Origin of the sequence: Variovorax sp. OV329 (genome assembly GCF_900114785.1) — a bacterium.
In the GTDB taxonomy this organism is placed as follows: Bacteria; Pseudomonadota; Gammaproteobacteria; order Burkholderiales; family Burkholderiaceae_C; genus Variovorax.
In genome coordinates this window covers 22,413-42,139 of the sequence record NZ_FOUG01000003.1, presented here as the reverse complement: position 1 = coordinate 42,139, position 19,727 = coordinate 22,413, and the positions used below count along the sequence as shown (strand labels likewise).

The window sequence follows — 19,727 nt, the reverse complement described above, 5'->3', positions numbered from 1 at the left end:
TCTATCGCAGCTTGAGGGTGGACAGGCCCACGAGGCACAGCAGCATCGTGATGATCCAGAAGCGCACCACGACCTGCGTCTCGCGCCAGCCGCTCTTCTCGAAGTGGTGGTGCAGCGGCGCCATCTTCAACACGCGGCGGCCTTCGCCGAAGCGGCGCTTGGTGTACTTGAAGTAGCTCACCTGGGCCATCACCGAGATGGCCTCGACCACGAAGATGCCGCCCATGATGAAGAACACGATTTCCTGGCGGACGATCACCGCGATGGTGCCCAGCGCGCCGCCCAGCGCCAGCGCGCCCACGTCGCCCATGAAGACCTGCGCCGGGTGCGTGTTGAACCACAGGAAGGCCAGGCCCGCGCCCGCCATCGCCGAGCAGAACACCAGCAGCTCGCCCGAGCCCGGAATGTTCGGGAACAAGAGGTACTTGGAATACACCGCGCTGCCGGTGACGTAGGCGAACACGCCCAGGGCAGAGCCCACCATCACCACCGGCATGATCGCCAGGCCGTCCAGGCCGTCGGTGAGGTTCACCGCGTTGCTCGCGCCCACGATCACCAGGTAGGTCAGCACCACGAAGCCCACGCCGCCCAGCGGGTAGCTGATCTCCTTGAAGAAGGGCACCAGCAGGTTGGTCTTGGGCGGGAAATCCAGGTCGAAGCCCGAGCGCACCCAGGCGTAGAACAGCTCCAGCACGCGCCAGTTCGACACTTCGGAGATGCTGAACAGAAGATAGAAGGCGGCCATCAGGCCGATCAGCGACTGCCAGAAGTACTTCTCGCGCGAGCGCATGCCCTCCGGGTCCTTCTTGACCACCTTGCGCCAGTCGTCCACCCAGCCGATGGCGCCGAAGCCCAGCGTGACCCACAGCACGATCCAGACGAAGCGGTTGCTCAGGTCGAACCACAGCAGCGTGGCCAGTGCGATGGCAAAGAGCACCAGCACGCCGCCCATGGTGGGCGTGCCGCTCTTCACCAGGTGGGTTTCCATGGCGTAGCCGCGCACCGGCTGGCCGATCTTCAGCGCCGTCAGGCGCCGGATCACGGCCGGGCCGGCGAGGAGGCCGACCAGCAGCGCGGTCAGCGCCGCCATCAGCGCGCGGAAGGTCAGGTACTGGAAGACGCGCAGGAACCCGAACTCGGGCGACAGGGTCTGCAGCCATTGGGCCAGGCTCATCAGCATGGGGATGCGTCCGGAACGTCAGTCATGTCCGGCCTCCTGGGAATCGTTGGTCTGGACATGTGCGGCAATCGCCTGCACCACGCGCTCCATCTTCATGAAGCGCGATCCCTTCACGAGCACGCTGGACACCTGGGGCAGCTTGGCCCTCACGGCGTCGTTGAGCGACTCGATCGACTGGTTGTCGAAATGCCGGCTTTCGCCGGCGCCTGTGGCCTCGGCATCGTAGGCGTCGATGCTGTGCGCCGACTCGGTGCCCAGCGCGTACACGCATTCGATGCCGCGGGTGGCCGCCCACGCGCCGATCTCGGCGTGGAACTGCGGCCCCTGGTCGCCCACCTCGCCCATGTCGCCGATCACCAGCAGGTGCGGGGCCGGCAGCGCGGCCAGCACGTCGATGGCGGCGCGCATGGAGTCGGGGTTGGCGTTGTAGGTGTCGTCCACCAGCGTGAGCGGCTGGCCGCCGGCGCGCATGAGCACGCGCGCGTTCGAGCGCCCGCCCACCGGCTGGAAGGCGGCCAGGCCCTGCGCGATTTTTTCCAGCGACACGCCGGCGGCCAGCGCGCAGGCGGCGGCCGCCATGGCGTTGACCACGTTGTGCCGGCCGGCAATGCGCAAGCGGCACTGCAGCGGGCCCAGCGGCGTGCGCATCTGCACGTCCCAATGCTCGCCGCGCCAGACCGCATCGCCCAGCGACACGTCGGCATCGGCCTGCTCGCCGAAGCTGATCGTGCGGCGGCCGGGGCCTTCGCGCGCCATCTCTTCCCACAGCGCGCTGAAGGCGTCGCCATGCGGGAACACCGCGGTGCCGTCGGCCGGCAGGGCCTCGAACACGGCACCGTTCTCGCGCGCCACGGCTTCCACCGTGGCCATGAATTCCTGGTGCTCGCGCTGAGCGTTGTTGACCAGCGCGATGGTGGGCTGCGCGATGGCCGCCAGGCGCGAGATCTCGCCCGGGTGGTTCATGCCCAGCTCGACCACGCCCAGCTGGTGCTGCGCGTTCATGCGCAGCAGCGTGAGCGGCAGGCCCACCTCGTTGTTGAAGTTGCCGCGCGTGGCCAGCGAGTGATCGGGCCCCGCGCCGGCGGCGAGGATGGACGCGATCATCTGCGTGACCGTGGTCTTGCCATTGCTGCCGGTGACCGCGATCAGCGGCATGTCGAACTGGCGGCGCCAGCCGTTGGCCAGGGCGCCCAGCGCGGCCAGCGTGTCGGGCACTTCCAGCCCGGCCAGGCCGGCGGCTTCCAGGCCGCCGTGCGCCAGCGCGGCCACCGCGCCGGCCGCCCTGGCCTGGCCCAGGAATTCGTTGGCGTCGAAGCGCTCGCCCTTCAGCGCGACGAACAGGTCGCCGGCCGCGAGCGTGCGGGTGTCGGTGTGCACGCGCGAAATGGCGGTGTCGGCGCTGCCCACCAGGCGGGCGCCGGGAATCCAGGCCTGGGCCTGGGCGAGCGTCATCATGCGGGGCGTCGTCGTCATGCGGCGCTCCTTGCGGCCAGTGCCTCGGCGGCATGGGCGCGGTCGGAGAAGGCGATGCGCTCGCCGCCCGCCACTTCCTGCCAGGCCTCGTGGCCGCGGCCAGCCAGCAGCACCACGTCCTTCGCACCGGCCTGGGCCACGATCTGCGCGATGGCGCGGGCGCGGTCCACCTCGACCTCGGCCCGCTCGGGGCTGGAAAGGCCCAGCAGGATCTGGCTGATGATGGCGTCGGGCTTCTCGCTGCGCGGGTTGTCGCTGGTGACCAGCACGCGGTCGGCCTGCGCCTCGGCCACGGCGCCCATCATGGGGCGCTTGATCGGGTCGCGGTCGCCGCCGCAGCCGAACAGGCACCACAGCCGGCCGCCGCGCTGCTGCGCCAGCGGCTTGAGGCCGGCCAGCGCCTTGTCCAGCGCGTCGGGCGTGTGGGCATAGTCGACCACCACCATGGGCGAGCCGGCTTCGCCGGGCACCCGCTCCATGCGGCCGGGCACCGGCGTGAGCACGCCGCAGGCGGCCACCGCCTCGGCCAGCGTCAGCCCCAGCGAGCGCAGCGTGCCCAGCACGCCCAGTAGGTTGGCGACGTTGTACTGGCCGATCAGGCCGGTGGCCATGGAAATGGGCGTCGCACCGCTCTCGACCACGGTGAAACGCAAACCCTGCGCGTCGTAGCCGATGTCACGCGCCGAAAGGCGCGCCGGCTTGCCGGCGGTCGAGAGGGTCCAGAGATCGACGCCCGCGCCTGCGCCGCGCGCAGCCATGCCGGCCGCGAGGCTTGCGCCCTGCACGTCATCGATGTTGATCACCGCGGCCTCGAGGCCCGGCCAGTTGAACAGTTCCGCCTTGGCCCGCCAGTAGGCGTCCATGCTGCCGTGGTAGTCCAGGTGGTCCTGCGTGAAGTTGGTGAACACGGCCACCGCGATGCGCGTGCCATCCAGGCGCCGCTCGACGATGCCGATGGACGAGGCCTCGATGGCGCAGGCCGAGTAGCCCTGGTCCACGAAGTCGCGCAGCGCACGCTGCAGCCTCACCGGGTCGGGCGTGGTCAGGCCCGTGTAGCTCAGCTCCGGCGGCTTGCCGATGCCCAGCGTGCCGACCACGGCGCAGGGTCCGCGGCCGCCCAGGCCGGAGATGGCCTCGGCCAGCCACCACGCGGTGGAGGTCTTGCCGTTGGTGCCTGTCACGGCCAGCAGCTCGATCTGTTCGGACGGATGCCCGTAGTAGTGCGCCGCGATCGGGCCGGTGGCGGCCTTCAGGCCGGCGTAGCTGCCCACCGCATCGCCGCTGAAGCCGAAGGCCTCGGCGCCCTCGCGCTCGACCAGGCAGGCGCTCGCGCCCTTGGCCAGCGCATCGGGCACATGGCCGCGGCCGTCGGTGGCGGCGCCGGGCCAGGCCACGAAGCCGTCGCCCGCACCCACGCGGCGGCTGTCCGCGTGCAGGGCGCCGCGCACGCGCGCACGCAGCCACTGCGCAGCTTCGACGGGGGTGTGGAGTTGCTGGACCATGGCCTAGAAGCTCTCGTCCACGCCCGTGGTCACCACCAGCGGCTTGACCGCCAGGTCGGGCGGCACGTTCATCATGCGCAGCGTCTGCTGCACCACTTCGCTGAAGATGGGCGCGGCCACCAGGCCGCCGAAGTACTTGCCGGCACTGGGCTCGTCCACCATCACCGCGACGATGATGCGCGGCTTGCCGATGGGTGCCATGCCGGTGAACCAGGCGCGGTACTTGTTGCTCGCGTAGCCCTTGCCCACCTGCTTGTGCGCGGTGCCCGACTTGCCGCCCACCGAGTAGCCGATGGTCTGCGCCAGCGGGCCGGTGCCGCCGGGGCCCGCGGCCATCTGCAGCATCTTGCGCACCGACGAGGCCGTCTGCGCGGAAAACACCTTCACGCCGACGGCGGGCTCGTTGTTCTTGATGATGGTCAGCGGCAGCACCTCGCCGTCATGCGCCAGTGCGGTGTACGAGTGCGCCATTTGCAAAAGCGAGGCCGACAGGCCGTAGCCGTAGGCCATGGTCGCCTGCTCCACCGGCTTCCAGCTCTTCCACGGGCGCAGGCGCCCGGTGACCGCGCCGGGGAACTGCAGCTGCGGCTTGTGGCCGTAGCCCAGCGCGGTGTAGGTGTTCCACATCTCCTGCGGCGACATGCGCTGCGAGATCTTGAGCGCGCCGATGTTGCTGGACTTCTGGATCACGCCTTCCACCGTCAGCGCGCCGTAGTTGTGCGTGTCGCTGATGGTGAAGCCGCCCAGGCTCATGCGCCCGGGGCTGGTGTCGATCACGGTCTGCGGCTGGATACGGCCGGCTTCCAGCGCGGCGGCCACGGTGATCGGCTTCATGGTCGAGCCGGGCTCGAAGGAGTCGGTGAGCGCGCGATTGCGCAGCTGCTCGCCCGTGAGGTTCTGCCGCTTGTCGGGCACGTAGCTGGGGTAGTTGGCCAGCGCCAGCACCTCGCCGGTGACGGCATCGAGCACCACCACGCTGCCGGCTTTGGCCTTGTTGGCGGTGACGGCGTCGCGCAGCTTCTGGTAGGCGAAGAACTGCACCTTGCTGTCGATGGACAGCTGGATGTCCTTGCCGTCCGTCGGGGGCACCGTCTCGCCGACGCCCTCGACCACGCGGCCGAGGCGGTCCTTGATGACGCGGCGGGTGCCGGCCTTGCCGGACAGCTGCTTGTCGAAGAAGAGCTCGATGCCTTCCTGGCCGCTGTCCTCCACGTTGGTGAACCCCACCACGTGCGCGGCCGACTCGCCTTCGGGGTACTCGCGCTTGTACTCGCGGCGCTGGTAGATGCCCTTGACGTTGAGCGCGGCGATCTGCTTGGCGATGGGTTCGTCGACCTGGCGCTTGATCCAGACGAAGCTCTTGTCCTCGTCCTCCAGCTTCTTGTCGAAGTCCTTCTGCGGCATCTCCAGCAGCTTGGCGACCTGCTTGAGCCTGGCGCGCGTGTCCGGGTCGTTGCGCTCGATGTCCTCGGGGATGGCCCAGATGCTGGGCGCCACCACGCTGGAGGCCAGCAGCAGCCCGTTGCGGTCCATGATGCGGCCGCGGTTGGCCGGCAGCTCGAGGTTGCGCGCATAGCGCACCTCGCCCTGGCGCTGGAAGAAGGCGTTGCCGAACACCTGCACGTAGGCCGCGCGGCCGGCCAGCACCACGAAGCCCAGCGCGATGCCGGCCACGATGAACTTGCTGCGCCACACCGGCGTCTTGCTGGCCAGCAGGGGGCTGGTGGTGTAGCGGACGCTGCGCCGGCTCATCGCTGGCTCCTTGCAGCGGCGCCGGCGGGGGCCGGCTTGCCGGTGGGCGGCGTGGTCGGCGGCAGCGGTGCCACCGCGGGAATCACCGTGCCGTCGGGGCGCACGTACTGCGTGATGGCCGGCGTGGCGGTGCGCATCTTGAGCTGCTCGCGCGCGAGCTTTTCCACGCGCAGCGGCGTGGCCTGGGCGCGCTTTTCCAGCTGCAGGCGATCGAAGTCCAGCTCGATGCGGCGCGTCTCCTGCTCGGCCTTGTGCATCTGCGTGTAGAGCTGGCGCGCGGTGTACTCGATGTGCACCAGATACAGCGCCGAGCCGATCACGGCAAACAGCAGGAGCAGGTTCAAGCGGGTCAGCATGCGCTGCCTCCCGCCTGGTGGTTTGCGGCGATGACGAGCAGATGCCTCACGCCGGCGCCCCCGTGCGTTCTGCCACGCGCAGGATGGCGCTGCGCGAGCGCGGGTTGCCCCGCACCTCCGCCTCGCTCGGCTTGATGCGGCCGATGGAGCGAAGCTTCATTTCCCGGGGCTCGGCAAAGGGCGCGCGGCGGTCGAAGACCTCGCGCGAATGCTTGGCGATGAACTGCTTGACGATGCGATCTTCCAGCGAATGGAAGCTGATCACCGCGAGCCGACCCTGGGGCTTGAGCACGGAAAGACTGGCCTCTAGCGCCTGTTGCAGCTCTTCAAGCTCGGCGTTGATGAAAATCCGAAGAGCCTGAAATGTGCGCGTTGCAGGGTTCTGGCCCGGCTCGCGGGTTTTGACCGTGCCAGCCACGAGCTCGGCCAGTTCGGTGGTGGTTGAAATTGGGCCCCGTTCCTGTCGGCGAGCTGCAATCGCCTTTGCAATCTGAACAGCAAACCGTTCTTCGCCATAGTCACGGATGACCTCTGCAATCTGTTGGGTTTCGGCCGTTGCCAGCCACTCTGCAACGCTCTCCCCGCGCGTGGTGTCCATGCGCATGTCGAGCGGCCCGTCGAAACGAAAAGAAAAACCCCGTGCGGGGTTGTCGATCTGGGGAGAGCTGATGCCGAGATCCATCAGGAGGCCGGCGACGCTGGCCGGCGCCAACTCCCCCAGGTGCCTGAATCCTTCGTGGCGGATGGAAAAACGCGCATCCTCGATGCGCGCTGCTTCCGCCACCGCTTCCGCATCCTTGTCGTATGCGATGAGCCGCCCCTCGGGCGCCAGCCGGGCCAGGATCGCTCGCGAGTGACCGCCGCGCCCGAAGGTCGCGTCCACGAAGGTGTCGCGCGAGCCTTCCGCCTGGAGAGCGGCGGCCGCTTCTTCCAGGAGGACAGTGGTGTGGGTCCATGGGTTGTCCAACGCCGTCTCTCGTGTCAGAAGGCCAGGTCCTGGAGGGACTCGCTCGCCAGGCCGGCCGCCAGGGCCTCGGCCTCCTTGGCGTCGTGCGTGGCCTTGTCCCACAGCTCGAAGTGGCTGCCCATGCCCAGCAGCAGCGTCTCGCGCGAAATGCCGGTCGCGGCGCGCAGTTCGGGCGAGATGAGGATGCGGCCAGTGGAATCCATGTCCACGTCCATGGCGTTGCCCAGGAACAGGCGCTTGAGCCATTGGTCCTTCAGCGGCATGGCGGCGATGCGCTCGCGGAACTGTTCCCAGGCAGGGCGCGGGAAGATCATCAGGCAGCCGTGGGGATGGCGCGTGACCGTGAGCTGGCCCGCCGCGGTCGCGGACAGGACGTCACGATGCCGGGTCGGCACCGAAAGCCGCCCCTTGGCATCCAGACTCAGCGATGAAGCGCCCTGAAACACGAACTTGAAACCCTATGACTGCTGCCGGAACACGCCCCAAAACGGGAAGTACCGACACTTTTTCCCACTTAAATGCACTTTTTTGCACTGTAGCAGGAATCACCTACCGCACAACAAGGGGTGAGCTGTATTTTTTGTAATGGAATCAAGGACTTAGCGCGGTTTTCAAGAATCGGTTTCGACGAGAAAAGTCCTTTAGAAGTAAGCACTTAGAAAGGGCACTGCATGTGGTTTGTGAAACATTGACGCGCACAGGGTGCAACGCAGGCAGTCCACAAAGGTGAAAACTACCGCCGCAAAGCGCGCAAAAAGCACGCGGCGCCTCATGGGCGCCGCGTGAAAGTCCAACACTCGATTGTCAGGCCGGCCTGCGGCCCCCTTGTCACAAGATGAAGCGGGACAGGTCCTCGTCGTGGCTGAGTGCCTTGAGGCGATCGTCCACGTAGGCGGCATCGATGCGGATGGTCTGGCCCGAAAAACGGGTGGCGTCGAAGCTGGCTTCGTCCAGCAGCCGCTCCATCACGGTGGACAGTCGCCGTGCCCCGATGTTCTCGGTGCGCTCGTTCACCTCGTAGGCGATGCTCGCCAGGCGGGTGATGCCGTCGGCGGTGAAGTCGAGCGTGACGCCCTCGGTCGCCAGCAGCGCCTGGTACTGCTTGACCAGCGAGGCCCGGGTCTGGGTGAGGATGCTCTCGAAGTCCGCCACCGAGAGCGACTGAAGTTCCACGCGGATCGGAAAGCGCCCCTGCAGTTCGGGGATCAGGTCGCTGGGCTTGCTCAGGTGGAAGGCGCCGCTGGCCACGAACAGGATGTGGTCGGTGCGCACCACGCCGTACTTGGTGCTGACGGCCGTGCCCTCCACCAGCGGCAGCAGGTCGCGCTGCACGCCCTGGCGCGAGACGTCGGAACCCTGCGTGTCGCTGCGGGTGGCCACCTTGTCGATCTCGTCGATGAAGACGATGCCGTTCTGCTCGGCGTTGGAGATCGCCTGGGCGCGGATCTCGTCCTCGTTGACCAGCTTGGCGGCCTCCTCGTCGATCAGCAGGCCCATGGCCTCGCCGATGCGAAGCTTGCGCGTCTTGCGCTTGGCCTGGCCGAGCTGGCCGAACATGCCGCGCAGCTGCTCGGCCATCTCTTCCATGCCGGCCGGGCCCATGATCTCCAGGGGCGCGCGGGTCTCGGCCAGGTCGATCTCGATTTCCTTGTCGTCCAGCTGCTTCTCGCGCAGCTTCTTGCGGAAGGCCTGGCGGGTGGCGTTGCTGCTGTCGCCCGTGGCCGAGGTGCCGTCGGCCGCGCGGGCCTGCGGCAGCAGCACGTCGAGGATGCGCTCCTCGGCCGCGTCCTCGGCGCGCATGCGCACCTTGGCGCTCTCGGATTCGCGGGTCTGCTTGACGGCCACTTCGGCGAGGTCGCGGATGATGGAATCCACATCCTTGCCCACGTAACCCACCTCGGTGAACTTGGTGGCCTCGACCTTGATGAAGGGCGCGTCGGCGAGGCGGGCCAGGCGCCGAGCAATCTCGGTCTTGCCCACGCCAGTGGGGCCGATCATGAGGATGTTCTTGGGCGTGATCTCGCTGCGCAGCTTGGGATCCACCTGCTGGCGGCGCCAGCGGTTGCGCAGGGCGATGGCCACCGCGCGCTTGGCGTCGAACTGGCCGACGATGTGGTTGTCGAGTTCGGAGACGATCTCCTGGGGGGTCATCGTCATGTCCGGCCTTTCGACGGGCCGCCCCTAGAAAGGCCAGCGCCCCCTCGGGGGGCAGCGAAGACACGAAGTGCTGAGCGTGGGGGCATCACAGGACCTCGATGGTGTGGTTCATGTTCGTATAAATGCACAGTTCGCCGGCGATGGCCAGCGACTTGCGCACGATCTCCTCGGCGCTCAGCTCGGTGTTCTCCAGCAGGGCCTTGGCGGCCGACTGGGCATACACGCCGCCCGATCCGATGGCCACGATGCCCTGCTCGGGCTCCAGCACGTCGCCGTTGCCGGTGATGATGAGCGAGACGCTGGAATCGGCCACCGCCAGCATGGCCTCCAGGCGGCGCAGCACGCGGTCGGTGCGCCAGTCCTTGGTCAGCTCGATGGCCGCGCGGGCGAGCTGGCCCTGGTGCTTTTCCAGCTTGCCCTCGAAGCGCTCGAAGAGCGTGAAGGCATCCGCCGTGGCGCCGGCAAAGCCCGCCAGCACCTTGCCGTTGTACAGGCGCCGGACCTTGCGCGCGGTGCCCTTGATGACGACATTGCCCAGCGTCACCTGGCCGTCCCCGCCGATGGCAACCTGGTCACCGGTTGGCGTCTTGCGCCGCACGCTGACGATGGTGGTTCCGTGAAATTGTTCCATTGGAACAATTTGGGGGCGGCCCGCGCGAATTGCAAGGCCACTTGCTCCAGCTTGCTTGCTGAAACTATTTGCTGCGAGTGCTGACGCTGGCGTGGTCGGTGACGCCGACGACGTGGAAGAAGGAGGCGACCAGCCGGTGCGCGTCGACAAACTCGATGCGCCGGCCCTGCTCCTCGTGCCCCGCAACCCAGTCGATCAGGGCGCGGGCGCCTTCCAGGTCCACGCGCAGCAGTGCGGCGCAGGAGACGGTGGGCATCAAGGCGTTCTTCAGGTCGGCGTCCAGGCGCAGCAGCAATTGCTGGCAATCGCCGCCCAGATGGCCCATCAGAACGGCGCGGCTGGGCTCCGCGGAATAGACAGCGGGCGCCGGCGCGACGCCGACATCCATGGCGGTATAGCTGCCGCGCGGATCGATCCACGGCGGCGGCGACACCTCGAAAGTGATGCAGTAGTTGAGCGCCGCCAGCTCGTAGGCGTCGGCTTCATGGACGGTGCGCAGCACCGCCAAGCGAAGCTGCCACCAGACCACGTCGACGCTGCGGTCGCCCGTGGGCGCGGCCTTCTCGAGCACCGCCAGCAACTGATGGGCGCCGTCAAAGCGCAGCTGGACCGGGGAATCGGCCCAGTGGTTGAACAGGGCGCGCAACGGGCCCGCGGCATCGTGCTCGACGACCGACAACCGGCGCCAGTCCATGTGCCACACGGGGCCGGCTGCGGCCAGCGCACGGGTGAGCTCGGCCAGGCCTTCACGCGTGAGGACTTCGGGACAGGCCCAGTCGGCCTCCTGCTCCAGGCCTTCGGGAGGGGCCTCGGGCGCCGGCATGGCATCGATGCCGGCCTGGGCATCCCGCGCCAGGCTGCGCAGCGACACCCATTCCGGACCGGGACGCTTGAAGCGCTGTGCGTAGCGGGTGCTGGCGGCGCCGAACTTCTCGGCGTCGCCCGTAGCTCGGTACAAGTCGAGCAGCGCGCGCCAGATCTCGTTCTGGTCCGCGTGCGGGCTCTCGGGCGCCGTCATCTGCAGCAGCACCGCCTCGGCGCCGGCGTCGTCGCCCTGGGCAAAACGGATGGCGGCGTCTTCCAGCCCGGAGGGATGGGCACCTTCGCGCCCCGCAGCCATGGCGGCCGCGGCGTGCTCGCCGGGCGGCGCCATGCCGGGCTCGGTGTCGGCGTAGGCTTGGGCGCGACGGGCCGCCTCCTCGGTACTGGGTGCTGCCTCGGGCGTGGCGGGAGGCACTGGTGGTGCGTCGCCGCCGCCCGGGGCGCGCCCCTTCCACCACTGCTGGGACATCTGCTCTTCGATCTCGTCGATCTTCTTGAGCGTGAGCGCGCGGCCCTCGGACTTGCCCGAGGTGCTCATGTTGAAGGACGAGATGGCGGCAGCGCTCTCGGGCGTGCCGCCGGCGGCCTCGCGCTGGCGCAGCTTGCGCAGCATGTCGAACTCGCGCCGGCGCACGAAGTCGTTGCGCTGGCGCCGCTCGATCATCTCCTTGAGCATCTCGCGGCTGTAGCCGTTGTCCGCCGGCAGTGACTCTGGCGCGTCCAGCTCGGACCAGTCCTTCAGCGGATTGCGGACGAACTTCGCCACCTTGGACAGGAGGCGGCCCGAATCTTCCTTGCCCATGGTGTCAGCGACGGTTCGCGTGGAGAAGAGAGGCTGGGGGCTTCAATCCCCGAACATCTTCTGCTTGAGCTCGCGGCGCTGCTGCGCCTCGAGCGAGAGCGTGGCCGTGGGACGGGCCAGCAGGCGGCCGACGCCGATGGGCTCGCCGGTCTCGTCGCAGTAGCCGTAGTCGCCGGCGTCGATGCGCTGGATGGACTGCTCGATCTTCTTGAGCAGCTTGCGCTCGCGGTCTCGGGTGCGCAGTTCCAGGGCGTGCTCTTCCTCGATGGTGGCGCGGTCGGCCGGGTCGGGAACGACCACGGTGTCCTCGCGCAGGTGCTCGGTGGTCTCGCCGGCGTTGTCGAGGATGCCCTTCTTGAGCAGAACGAGCTTGTGGCGGAAGAAAGCCATCTGCTTGTCGTTCATGTACTCGGAATCGGGCATGGCGATGACTTCGTCATCGCTGAGTTCCTCGACCGATTTGGTCTTCCAGTTGTTGGCGAGCTTCGGGTCTTTCTTGATCGAAAGCGGCGGCGGAGGGACGAGGACGGTGGACATGGTCTGCGTAAAACTGGACTTGGCGGCCGTGGAGGCCACCGTTTGGGGCATGGAGGGAACGGTCACGGAGGACAGTCGCGCCGAAGGCCGGCCGGCCCGCGCAGGCACGGAGGCGTGCGCCACAGGCGCTGGCGCGGGGGCAGGTGCAGGCGCGGCCGGTGCGGCCTTGGCAGGGCTCTTGGTCGCGGTCGCCTTTTTCGCGGCGGGCGCAGGCTGCTTGGCGGCGGCCGGGGTCTTCTTGACGTCCGGCTTGGCAGCAGGCTTGGCCTTGGCGACGGCTTTATTCACGGTGACGGGCTCCTTGGTTGAACTCACGACGCTCTGCATCCACAGGCGTCCTGTATCCGCGGATTCCGCAACGCTTTTTGAGGCAGATGCGTCGACCCCACGGTTATAGGGTGCTCGCCGGTGGCAATCCGTGGGGTTATACCCCTGAATGCGGGCCGCAAACGCGCCTTCGTGTATGCCGGAAGTCACACTCTGCCTTACTTGCGACAGAGTCCACCTCCGGATCGGGGCGCGATTGTATAGAGAACTGGAACGCCCGGGCGGCGGTTTCAGCGCGGGCTTACACCAAGCACTGTTCCAGGCCCTGCTCCAGGATGTCGCGCGGCAGGTCGATGCCGATGAACACCATGCGGCTCTGGCGAGCTTCTCCCTCGGCCCAGGCCGGGCCCAGGTCGCTGCCCATCAGCTGGTGCACGCCCTGGAAGATCACCTTGCGCTCGGTGCCTTGCATGTGCAGCACGCCCTTGTAGCGCAGCATGCGCGGGCCGTAGATGTTCACGATGGCGCCCAGGAAATCCTCGAGCCGGGCCGGGTCGAAGGGGCGGTCGGCCTTGTAGACGAAGCTCTTCACGTCGTCGTCCACGTGGTGGTGATGGCCATGCCCCTCGTGGGCATGCGAGGGATGGTCGCAGTGCTCGCCGTGTTCGTGGTCGTGGTCGTGGTGCGCGTGGTCGTCTTCCTTCAGGAAGTCCGGGTCGATGTCGAGCTTGGCGTTGAGGTTGAAGCCGCGCAGGTCGAACACCTGCGACAGCGGCACCTCCCCGAAGTGCACCTTCTGCTGCGGCGCACGGGGGTTCATGTGCTTGAGGCGGTGCATCAGCGCGTCGGTCTCTTCCGCCGGGACCAGGTCGGTCTTGCTGATGAAGAGCTGGTCGGCAAAGCCCACCTGGCGGCGCGCCTCCTGGCGGTCGTTGAACTGCTGGGCGGCGTGCTTGGCGTCCACCAGGGTCAGGATGGAGTCCAGCAGGTAGCTCTCGGCGATCTCGTCGTCCATGAAGAAGGTCTGGGCGACGGGGCCGGGGTCGGCCAGGCCGGTGGTCTCGATCACCACGCGGTCGAAGTCCAGCAGGCCCTGGCGCTTCTTGGCGGCCAGCAATTGGAGGGCCGAGCGCAGGTCTTCGCGGATCGTGCAGCAGATGCAGCCGTTGCTCATCTGCACGATCTGCTCCTTGGACTCGGTCACCAGGATGTCGCTGTCGATGTTCTCTTCGCCGAATTCGTTCTCGATGACGGCGATCTTCTGGCCGTGGGCCTCGGTCAGCACCCGCTTGAGCAGCGTCGTCTTGCCCGAGCCGAGGAAGCCGGTGAGGATGGTGGCGGGAATGAGGGCCATGGCGTACTCCGGGGTCTGTGAGCGGGAAAACCCGAAAGTCTAGCCTCCGGTGCATTCGCCCGCTTTCCCGGGGCTGCTTGGTGTGCTGTCGCGCAAATAGCTGCGCGGAGAAAAGCGATGCGTTTCAGGTCAGGGCAAGGCGCAAACCGCAGCGATACCCGGTGGTATCGCGAGGATTTGCAACGCCGCCATGGCCTGAAAGGCGCGCTTTTCCGCGCAGCTATTTGCGCGACAGCACACTACAGCTTGCGCACCACCGCCAGGCCCTTCAGGTACTCGCCTTCCGGGAACTCGATGGTCATCGGGTGGTCGGGCGCCGCGCCCAGGCGCTCGCTGATGTAGCCGTCCACCCCGGCGTCGATGCCGGCCGAGGCCACGATCTTGTGGAAGAGCTCGGCGCCGATCCCGCCCGAGCACGAAAAGGTCAGCAGCATGCCGCCCGGGGCCAGCAGCTTGAGCGCCAGGCGGTTGATGTCCTTGTAGGCCCGCGCGGCCCGCTCGGCATGCGCGACGGTGGGCGCAAACTTCGGCGGATCGAGGACGATGGCGTCGAAGACCTGGCCCTGGTCGATGAAGCGGCGCAGAGTGGCATTGACGTCCGCATCCAGGAACTGGCAGTCCGCGCCCTCGAAGCCGTTGAGCGCCACGTGGGCCCGGGCGCGCTCCAGCGCCGGCAGGGAGGAATCCACCGACACCACCTCGGCGCCCTCCAGCGCGCCGGCCTCGCGCAGGCCCCAGAGGGCCGCCACGGTGAAGCCGCCGGTGTAGCAGTAGCAGTTGAGCACGCGCCGGAAGCGCCGCTCGCGCGCCAGTTCGGCAAAGCGGCGCCGGCTGTCGCGCTGGTCCAGGTAGAAGCCGGTCTTGTGGCCGGTGGCCACGTCCAGGCTCAGGCGCCAGCCATGCTCCTGGATGGTCAGCTCGGTGCCCTGCCCGTCGCCGCCGGCCAGCCAGCCGGTGACGGGCGCCAGGCCCTCGCGCTCGCGGCCGCTGGCGTCGGAGCGCTCGTAGAAATGCACCAGGCCGGTTTCGGCCAGCAGGGCATCGACCAGCACCTTCTTCCAGCGCTCGACCCCGGCCGACAGGAACTGCGCCACCAGCACCTCGCCGTAGCGGTCGACGATGAGGCCCGGCAGGCCGTCGGCCTCGCCATGGACGAGGCGCACGCCGTCGCTGGGCAGCGAGAACAGCTGGCGCGCCCGCACCGCAAGGGCGACGCGCTGGCGGAAGAAGGCGGCGTCGATGCGATCCTCCTCCTTGAAGCTCCAGGCCCGCGCGCGGATCTTGGAAACCGGGCTGAAGGCGGCCCAGCAGAGGAAGTGGCCGTCCTCGCCTTCCACGCGCACGGTCTCGCCGGCGTCGGCACCGCCCTTGGCGATGGCCGAATCGAATATCCAGGGGTGGCGCCGCAGCAGGGATCGCTCCTTGCCGGCGCGCAGTCGCAAAGTCTTCATTTGCGGATTTTCGCTGGCGGCGCGGGCTTGCCCTGTTCGCCGCTGCGCAACTGGGCGCGCGGATGCGCGGCGTCGTAGGCGCGCGCCAGGTGCTGGAAGTCCAGGCGCGTGTAGACCTGCGTGGTGGCGATGCTGGCGTGGCCCAGCAGTTCCTGCACGCCGCGCAGGTCGCTGCTGGACTGCAGCACGTGGCTGGCGAAGGAGTGGCGCAGCATGTGCGGATGCACCGGCGCCCCCAGCCCGGCCTTGACGCCGCGCTCGCGCAGCTGCTTCCACACGGCCTGCGCGGACAGGCGCCGGCCGGTGCGGCCGATGAAGAGCGCCGCCTCGGTGCCCGGCAGCGCACGCTCGCCGCGCAGCGCCAGCCAGATGCCCAGGGCCTCCATGGCCTTGGCGCCCACCGGCACGCTGCGGCGCTTGCCGCCCTTGCCCAGCACGTGGGCCTCGGCGCCTTCCAGGTCGATCCAGCCGCGCGACTCCTTCTCGGGCTGCAGGTCCAACCCGGTGAGCTCGCTCACCCGCAGGCCGCAGCCGTAGAGCAACTCGACCATGGCGCGGTCGCGCGCCTCGGTCCAGGGGTCGGCGTCGGCGTCGTGCAGGTCGGCCAGGCGCACCGCGTCGTCCACCGGCAGGGCCTTGGGCAGCGGGCGGGCGGCCTTGGGGGCGTGCACGTCCTGCACCGGGTTGGCGCTGATCTGGCCCTGCTGGCCCAGCCAGCGGTAGAAGCTGCGCCAGCACGAAAGCACCAGCGCGATGCCGCGGGGCTCGCGGCCAGCGCCATGCATCTGCGCCATCCAGCGGCGGACGTGGGCGGTGCTGACGCGCTCCACCGGAAGCGCGGCCGCCGCGGCCTGGTCGGCCAGGGTGGCAAGGTGGGTCGAGTAAAGCTCCACCGTGCGCGCCGCCAGCCGGCGCTCCACGCGCACGAACTCCAGGTACTTGTCGATCCAGGGGGAAGTCGCGGGCGGCGTGTCGCTGGAGGAAGCGGCGCTAGAGGTAGCCATTGAGCGCATTGTTCACGATGGCCAAGGGCTCGCGCAATGCGCTGCGCATGGCCTGCCAGGCCGGCCGGCCGCAGTCGGCGGGCGCGGCGGCGTACTGCACCTGGAAGGCGCCGTCGAAGCCGCTGGCCTTGGCCAGGCGCTCCACGCGCCACAGGTGGTAGGCGTCGGACACCACGATCACCTTGTGCACGCCCGCCGCCTCCAGCACCGGCCAGGACATGGCGAGGTTCTCGCGCGTGGAGGAAGACAGCGACTCCTTGAGCAGCACGCCGTCGAAGCCTTCGGCGTGCGCATGCACGGCCATCACCTCCGCCTCGATGCGGCCGTCTTCCTTGTCCACGCCGCCCGTGACGGTGAGCAGTTGCACCTGCCCCTCGCGCCACAGGGCCAGGCCGCGGTCGACCCGGTTGGTGAGGCAGGGGTTGGGCTGGCCGTTCAGGTAGGCGCGGTTGCCCAGCACCAGGGCGGCATCGGCCGCCTGGAAATTCTGCTGCGCCAGGCGCTCCTGCGCATGGCGCCACACATACAGCGCCAGCGCGGCGAGGGACACGGCCAGGACGAGGAAGAGCGCGGCCGCGCCGCGCCGCAGCTGGCGCATCAGGGGCGCAGTCGCGAGAGCGCGGCCGAGGACAGGCTGGCGATGCGCTCGAGGAAGTCCGTGCCCATGTCCGAATGGAAGCGCTGCGCATCCGGCGAGGCCAGGATCAAGAGGCCGAAGGCCGGCTCGGAGGGCTCGTTGCGCAACGGGATCATGGCCACCGACACCGCGGCGCGCGCATCGCCCAGCCAGTTGACGGCGTCGAAGCCGGCGTTGAGGCCGCAGTAGGGCGTGGTGAGCGAGGTGGCCAGCGCCTTCACGTCGTCGGCCACGCCCTGGGCATAGCCTTCGTGCTCGTAGTCGGGGCTCACGCTCCAGACCTTGATGGCCGCCTGCGGCACCAGGAACAGCGTCTGCAGGTCGGCCGCGATCTGCCAGGGCAGGCCGCGCGGCTCGCGGGTGGTCAACAGGCCCGTGGTCCAGCGCTGCAGGCGGTCGGCCGTCAGCACGTTCTCGGTGCCGTGGCGGACCATGTCCATGATGCGGTGCTCCAGCGCCTTGATCTTCTCGCGCAGCATCTCGGCCTGGCGCTCCTGCAGGCTGACGGCGCGGTTGCCGTGCGGGCTGGTGAGCTGCACCTGTGCCAGCAGCTGGGCGTGGCGCTCGAAGAAGTCCGGCGTGTTCGCCAGGTAGTTGGCGATGTCGTCCTCGGTGATGGGATTCATGGCGTGTTTTTGTAGTGGATGCTGCTGCTGGGGAGGAATGGAGTTCGTGCTCATGGCTGGGCGGGCACCTCGATCTCGCCTTCGAAGACGGTGACGGCGGGGCCGGTCATCAGCACCGGATGGCCCAGGCCCTGCCATTCGATGGTCAGCTGGCCGCCGCGGGTCTGCACGTCCACGCGCGAATCCAGCAGGCCCAGGCGGATGCCGGCCACCACGGCGGCGCAGGCACCGGTGCCGCATGCCAGCGTTTCGCCGGCGCCGCGCTCGAACACCCGCAGGCGCACGTGGCTGCGGTCCTGCACCTGCATGAAGCCGGCGTTGACCCGCTGCGGAAAGCGCGGATGGTTCTCGATGCGCGGGCCCTGCTCGGCCACCGGCGCGCTGTCGACGTCGTCGACCAGCTGCACCGCATGCGGATTGCCCATGGACAGCACGGCCACCGACACGATGGCGCTGTTGGCCTGCGTGCCCATGGCCAGGTGCCACTGGTGCCAGTCGCCCAGGGGCTGCGGACTCAGGCCAGCCGCGTCGAAAGGCACGCGCTCGTTCTCGAAAATGGGCGCGCCCATGTCGACCGTGACCCGGCCGTCGTCGTTCATGCGCGGCTCGATCACGCCCGACAGCGTCTGGACCTTGACCGCATCCTTGGCTGTCAGGCCGCGCTCGCGCACGAAGCGCATGAAGCAGCGCGCGCCGTTGCCGCACTGCTCCACCTCGCCGCCGTCGGCGTTGTGGATCACGTATTCGAAGTCCACGCCCGCGGCCGGCGAGGGCCGCACGCTGAGCACCTGGTCGGCGCCCACGCCGAAGTGGCGGTTGGCGAGGAAGCGGTATTGCCCGACGCTCAGGCCCAGCTCGGCGCCGGTCTCGTCCAGCACGACGAAATCGTTGCCGGCGCCCTGCATCTTGGTGAAGTGAACACGCATGGACGGGATTATCCGTGCGCGCCGGCCGGCCCCAGGCTCACAAGCCCTTTTCCACCATGTCCAGCAGGCGCTTGCCCATCGCCTGCAACTCCTTTTGCGGCATGCGGGCCAGCGGCCCGTCGATGACCAGCAGGGCCAGGCCATGCACCGCCGACCAGGCGAGGTACTCGGCCCCGGGGCGTCTCGATGCCGCGAGCACGCCGGCCTCCACCATGCGGTCCAGCACCGTTCCCAGCAGTTCGAAGGGGTTCAGGCCGCCGGGCCCCGCCTTGTCGGGATTGGGACGCACCAGTTCCACCGGCTCGGCCGGCGCGAAGCCGGCGCGGAACAGGCCGGTCTCCTCCTGGGCGAAGCGCAGGTAGGCCACGCCCACCGCGCTCAGGCAGTCGCGCGCATAGGCGGCCGAGTTGCGGGCGCGGCGCACGGCCGCCACTTCCTTTTCCATGGCCTGGGCCATGGCCGAGAGCGCTGCCATGCGCACCGCCTCCAGCAGGTCCTGGCGGCTCGCGAAGTGCCGGTAGGCGGCGTTGGGCGCCACGCCCGCGCGCCGCGTGGCCTCGCGCAGCACCACCGCCTGCGGGCCGCCGCTGCGGGCCAGTTCGATGCCAGCGTCGAGCAGCGCCCGGCGCAGGTCGCCGTGGCGGTAGGTGTCGCGCGCCGGGGCGCGGACGGCGGCTTCGGGGCTCCGGTCCTGCATCGTTCCTCCAATTGTGGACAGTGTCCATTATTGCTGCTATCGTTTGTGGACGGTGTACACAAATACCCGTGACAACCCGATTTCCACTTCGTCCAACCCAAGGAGTTCCCATGCTGGTTCAGCCCTATCTCTTCTTCGAAGGCCGCTGCGAGGAAGCGCTCGAGTTCTACAAGAAGGCCATCGGCGCCGAGGTCACCCTGCTCATGCGCAACAAGGACAACCCCGAGTCCGAATCCATCCAGATGCAGCTGCCGCCCGGCACCGAGAACAAGGTGATGCACTGCGAGTTCAAGGTCGGCCAGACCACCCTGATGGGCTCGGACGGCTTCTGCCGCCCCAGCGAGGTGGGCCAGTTCAAGGGCTTCTCGCTCTCGCTCAACGTGGCCGACGCAGCCACTGCCCGCAAGGTGTTCGCGGCCCTGGCGGCTGACGGCGGCGAGGTGAAGATGCCGCTGGACAAGACCTTCTTCTCCGACAGCTTCGGCATGCTGACCGACAAGTTCGGCATCGGCTGGATGGTGGGCACCCAGCCCCAGGCCTGAGCAGGCGCACCGGCATGGAGCGCGTCGCGGAATCCAAGACGCGC

The 19,727-nt window shown here is 68.6% G+C and carries 19 protein-coding genes; 1 reads left to right on the top strand and 18 read right to left on the bottom strand.

All coding sequences use genetic code 11. From position 1 onward, the window contains the following. Position 1: 1 nt before the first annotated feature. The 18 genes from mraY to BM345_RS05265 all read right to left on the bottom strand — a co-directional run bounded on the left by mraY (position 2) and on the right by BM345_RS05265 (position 19,141). On the bottom strand, positions 2–1,180 hold the full coding sequence (gene mraY, locus BM345_RS05350) for a phospho-N-acetylmuramoyl-pentapeptide-transferase (protein WP_093376335.1): 1,179 nt from the start codon (positions 1,178–1,180) through the stop codon (positions 2–4). 18 nt (positions 1,181–1,198) lie between these two features. Continuing rightward, on the bottom strand, positions 1,199–2,653 hold the full coding sequence (murF, locus tag BM345_RS05345) for a UDP-N-acetylmuramoyl-tripeptide--D-alanyl-D-alanine ligase (protein ID WP_254789578.1): 1,455 nt from the start codon (positions 2,651–2,653) through the stop codon (positions 1,199–1,201). Next, positions 2,650–4,155 carry a UDP-N-acetylmuramoyl-L-alanyl-D-glutamate--2,6-diaminopimelate ligase gene (locus BM345_RS05340; RefSeq protein WP_093376333.1) on the bottom strand — a complete coding sequence of 502 codons (1,506 nt, stop codon included), beginning with the start codon at positions 4,153–4,155 and terminating at the stop codon, positions 2,650–2,652. The genes murF and BM345_RS05340 overlap by 4 nt, the downstream gene beginning before the upstream one ends. Positions 4,156–4,158: 3 nt before the next feature. After that, complete coding sequence (locus BM345_RS05335; protein WP_093376331.1) at positions 4,159–5,907, bottom strand: peptidoglycan D,D-transpeptidase FtsI family protein; 1,749 nt, start codon at positions 5,905–5,907, stop codon at positions 4,159–4,161. Further along, positions 5,904–6,260, bottom strand: coding sequence for a cell division protein FtsL (gene ftsL / locus BM345_RS05330; protein WP_093377263.1), 357 nt, complete (start codon positions 6,258–6,260; stop codon positions 5,904–5,906). Before ftsL ends, BM345_RS05335 begins: the two co-directional genes overlap by 4 nt. 49 nt (positions 6,261–6,309) lie before the next feature. Continuing rightward, complete coding sequence (rsmH, locus tag BM345_RS05325; protein WP_093376329.1) at positions 6,310–7,230, bottom strand: 16S rRNA (cytosine(1402)-N(4))-methyltransferase RsmH; 921 nt, start codon at positions 7,228–7,230, stop codon at positions 6,310–6,312. A gap of 14 nt (positions 7,231–7,244) precedes the next feature. Further along, positions 7,245–7,676, bottom strand: a complete 432-nt coding sequence (gene mraZ, locus BM345_RS05320; RefSeq protein ID WP_093376327.1) for a division/cell wall cluster transcriptional repressor MraZ — start codon at positions 7,674–7,676, stop codon at positions 7,245–7,247. A 382-nt stretch (positions 7,677–8,058) separates the two neighbouring features. Next, positions 8,059–9,387, bottom strand: coding sequence for an ATP-dependent protease ATPase subunit HslU (hslU, locus tag BM345_RS05315; protein WP_093376325.1), 1,329 nt, complete (start codon positions 9,385–9,387; stop codon positions 8,059–8,061). A gap of 85 nt (positions 9,388–9,472) precedes the next feature. After that, positions 9,473–10,018, bottom strand: a complete 546-nt coding sequence (hslV, locus tag BM345_RS05310; protein WP_093376324.1) for an ATP-dependent protease subunit HslV — start codon at positions 10,016–10,018, stop codon at positions 9,473–9,475. Positions 10,019–10,082: 64 nt separating this feature from the next. Next, positions 10,083–11,642: an STAS domain-containing protein gene (locus BM345_RS05305; RefSeq protein ID WP_093376322.1), complete on the bottom strand. Its 1,560-nt coding sequence runs from the start codon at positions 11,640–11,642 to the stop codon at positions 10,083–10,085. Positions 11,643–11,684: 42 nt separating this feature from the next. After that, complete coding sequence (gene dksA / locus BM345_RS05300; protein ID WP_254789576.1) at positions 11,685–12,467, bottom strand: RNA polymerase-binding protein DksA; 783 nt, start codon at positions 12,465–12,467, stop codon at positions 11,685–11,687. A gap of 280 nt (positions 12,468–12,747) precedes the next feature. Then, positions 12,748–13,800, bottom strand: a complete 1,053-nt coding sequence (locus tag BM345_RS05295; RefSeq protein ID WP_093376320.1) for a CobW family GTP-binding protein — start codon at positions 13,798–13,800, stop codon at positions 12,748–12,750. A 239-nt stretch (positions 13,801–14,039) separates the two neighbouring features. Then, entirely contained in the window at positions 14,040–15,251 is a 1,212-nt protein-coding gene (locus BM345_RS05290) for a class I SAM-dependent rRNA methyltransferase (RefSeq protein ID WP_093376318.1), read from the bottom strand. After that, positions 15,248–16,255 carry a tyrosine recombinase XerC gene (locus BM345_RS05285; protein WP_093376316.1) on the bottom strand — a complete coding sequence of 336 codons (1,008 nt, stop codon included), beginning with the start codon at positions 16,253–16,255 and terminating at the stop codon, positions 15,248–15,250. The genes BM345_RS05290 and BM345_RS05285 overlap by 4 nt, the downstream gene beginning before the upstream one ends. Then, positions 16,242–16,853, bottom strand: a complete 612-nt coding sequence (locus BM345_RS05280) for a YdcF family protein (protein ID WP_093376314.1) — start codon at positions 16,851–16,853, stop codon at positions 16,242–16,244. Before BM345_RS05280 ends, BM345_RS05285 begins: the two co-directional genes overlap by 14 nt. After that, complete coding sequence (locus BM345_RS05275) at positions 16,853–17,518, bottom strand: DUF484 family protein (RefSeq protein ID WP_254789574.1); 666 nt, start codon at positions 17,516–17,518, stop codon at positions 16,853–16,855. Before BM345_RS05275 ends, BM345_RS05280 begins: the two co-directional genes overlap by 1 nt. A gap of 50 nt (positions 17,519–17,568) precedes the next feature. Beyond that, positions 17,569–18,444 (bottom strand): diaminopimelate epimerase, encoded by an 876-nt coding sequence (gene dapF / locus BM345_RS05270; protein ID WP_093376310.1) that lies wholly within the window; start codon positions 18,442–18,444, stop codon positions 17,569–17,571. 37 nt (positions 18,445–18,481) lie between these two features. Further along, a complete protein-coding gene (locus BM345_RS05265; RefSeq protein ID WP_093376309.1) occupies positions 18,482–19,141 on the bottom strand; it encodes a TetR/AcrR family transcriptional regulator in 660 nt (219 codons plus the stop codon). A gap of 110 nt (positions 19,142–19,251) precedes the next feature. On the opposite strand from BM345_RS05265, the gene BM345_RS05260 reads away from it, so the two are divergent. Beyond that, complete coding sequence (locus BM345_RS05260; RefSeq protein WP_093376307.1) at positions 19,252–19,683, top strand: VOC family protein; 432 nt, start codon at positions 19,252–19,254, stop codon at positions 19,681–19,683. The last annotated feature ends 44 nt before the right edge of the window (positions 19,684–19,727 follow it).

What these genes read in the sequence shown, in the direction of transcription:
- BM345_RS05335 (WP_093376331.1), bottom strand. Translation starts at nt 5,907, where the DNA reads ATGAGCCGGCGCAGCGTCCGCTACACCACCAGCCCCCTGCTGGCCAGC.
- BM345_RS05285 (WP_093376316.1), bottom strand. Translation starts at nt 16,255, where the DNA reads ATGGCTACCTCTAGCGCCGCTTCCTCCAGCGACACGCCGCCCGCGACT.
- mraY (WP_093376335.1), bottom strand. Translation starts at nt 1,180, where the DNA reads ATGCTGATGAGCCTGGCCCAATGGCTGCAGACCCTGTCGCCCGAGTTC.
- BM345_RS05340 (WP_093376333.1), bottom strand. Translation starts at nt 4,155, where the DNA reads ATGGTCCAGCAACTCCACACCCCCGTCGAAGCTGCGCAGTGGCTGCGT.
- hslV (WP_093376324.1), bottom strand. Translation starts at nt 10,018, where the DNA reads ATGGAACAATTTCACGGAACCACCATCGTCAGCGTGCGGCGCAAGACG.
- BM345_RS05275 (WP_254789574.1), bottom strand. Translation starts at nt 17,518, where the DNA reads ATGAATCCCATCACCGAGGACGACATCGCCAACTACCTGGCGAACACG.
- murF (WP_254789578.1), bottom strand. Translation starts at nt 2,653, where the DNA reads ATGACGACGACGCCCCGCATGATGACGCTCGCCCAGGCCCAGGCCTGG.
- BM345_RS05260 (WP_093376307.1), top strand. Translation starts at nt 19,252, where the DNA reads ATGCTGGTTCAGCCCTATCTCTTCTTCGAAGGCCGCTGCGAGGAAGCG.
- dapF (WP_093376310.1), bottom strand. Translation starts at nt 18,444, where the DNA reads ATGCGTGTTCACTTCACCAAGATGCAGGGCGCCGGCAACGATTTCGTC.
- BM345_RS05265 (WP_093376309.1), bottom strand. Translation starts at nt 19,141, where the DNA reads ATGCAGGACCGGAGCCCCGAAGCCGCCGTCCGCGCCCCGGCGCGCGAC.
- BM345_RS05305 (WP_093376322.1), bottom strand. Translation starts at nt 11,642, where the DNA reads ATGGGCAAGGAAGATTCGGGCCGCCTCCTGTCCAAGGTGGCGAAGTTC.
- BM345_RS05280 (WP_093376314.1), bottom strand. Translation starts at nt 16,853, where the DNA reads ATGCGCCAGCTGCGGCGCGGCGCGGCCGCGCTCTTCCTCGTCCTGGCC.
- hslU (WP_093376325.1), bottom strand. Translation starts at nt 9,387, where the DNA reads ATGACGATGACCCCCCAGGAGATCGTCTCCGAACTCGACAACCACATC.
- BM345_RS05295 (WP_093376320.1), bottom strand. Translation starts at nt 13,800, where the DNA reads ATGGCCCTCATTCCCGCCACCATCCTCACCGGCTTCCTCGGCTCGGGC.
- BM345_RS05290 (WP_093376318.1), bottom strand. Translation starts at nt 15,251, where the DNA reads ATGAAGACTTTGCGACTGCGCGCCGGCAAGGAGCGATCCCTGCTGCGG.